This window comes from Pseudomonas sp. 2, assembly GCF_056627435.1.
The window spans coordinates 1-1697 of sequence record NZ_JBWXNG010000040.1; the positions used below are offsets into that span (position 1 = coordinate 1).

Annotated in this window: 1 rRNA gene; it reads left to right on the forward strand. The window is 53.0% G+C overall.

Annotation, left to right across the window (positions count from 1 at the left end):
- Nucleotides 1-1681 (forward strand): 23S ribosomal RNA (locus tag AC1MEK_RS29775); the annotation flags it as partial.
- Nucleotides 1682-1697: the final 16 nt, after the last annotated feature.

The window sequence follows — 1697 nt, forward strand, 5'->3', positions numbered from 1 at the left end:
GAGAAGCTTGCTGGAGGTATCAGAAGTGCGAATGCTGACATGAGTAACGACAATGGGTGTGAAAAACACCCACGCCGAAAGACCAAGGTTTCCTGCGCAACGTTAATCGACGCAGGGTTAGTCGGTCCCTAAGGCGAGGCTGAAAAGCGTAGTCGATGGAAAACAGGTTAATATTCCTGTACTTCCGGTTATTGCGATGGAGGGACGGAGAAGGCTAGGCCAGCCTGGCGTTGGTTGTCCAGGTTTAAGGTGGTAGGCTGAAATCTTAGGAAAATCCGGGGTTTCAAGGCCGAGAGCTGATGACGAGTGTCCTTTAGGACGCGAAGTGGTTGATGCCATGCTTCCAAGAAAAGCTTCTAAGCTTCAGATAACCGGGAACCGTACCCCAAACCGACACAGGTGGTTGGGTAGAGAATACCAAGGCGCTTGAGAGAACTCGGGTGAAGGAACTAGGCAAAATGGCACCGTAACTTCGGGAGAAGGTGCGCCGGTGAGGGTGAAGGACTTGCTCCGTAAGCCCATGCCGGTCGAAGATACCAGGCCGCTGCGACTGTTTATTAAAAACACAGCACTCTGCAAACACGAAAGTGGACGTATAGGGTGTGACGCCTGCCCGGTGCCGGAAGGTTAATTGATGGGGTTAGCGCAAGCGAAGCTCTTGATCGAAGCCCCGGTAAACGGCGGCCGTAACTATAACGGTCCTAAGGTAGCGAAATTCCTTGTCGGGTAAGTTCCGACCTGCACGAATGGCGTAACGATGGCGGCGCTGTCTCCACCCGAGACTCAGTGAAATTGAAATCGCTGTGAAGATGCAGTGTATCCGCGGCTAGACGGAAAGACCCCGTGAACCTTTACTATAGCTTTGCACTGGACTTTGAATTTGCTTGTGTAGGATAGGTGGGAGGCTTTGAAGCGTGAACGCCAGTTTGCGTGGAGCCATCCTTGAAATACCACCCTGGCAACTTTGAGGTTCTAACTCAGGTCCGTGATCCGGATCGAGGACAGTGTATGGTGGGTAGTTTGACTGGGGCGGTCTCCTCCTAAAGAGTAACGGAGGAGTACGAAGGTGCGCTCAGACCGGTCGGAAATCGGTCGTAGAGTATAAAGGCAAAAGCGCGCTTGACTGCGAGACAGACACGTCGAGCAGGTACGAAAGTAGGTCTTAGTGATCCGGTGGTTCTGTATGGAAGGGCCATCGCTCAACGGATAAAAGGTACTCCGGGGATAACAGGCTGATACCGCCCAAGAGTTCATATCGACGGCGGTGTTTGGCACCTCGATGTCGGCTCATCACATCCTGGGGCTGAAGCCGGTCCCAAGGGTATGGCTGTTCGCCATTTAAAGTGGTACGCGAGCTGGGTTTAGAACGTCGTGAGACAGTTCGGTCCCTATCTGCCGTGGACGTTTGAGATTTGAGAGGGGCTGCTCCTAGTACGAGAGGACCGGAGTGGACGAACCTCTGGTGTTCCGGTTGTCACGCCAGTGGCATTGCCGGGTAGCTATGTTCGGAAAAGATAACCGCTGAAAGCATCTAAGCGGGAAACTTGCCTCAAGATGAGATCTCACTGGAACCTTGAGTTCCCTGAAGGGCCGTCGAAGACTACGACGTTGATAGGTCGGGTGTGTAAGCGCTGTGAGGCGTTGAGCTAACCGATACTAATTGCCCGTGAGGCTTGACCATATAACACCCAAGCAAT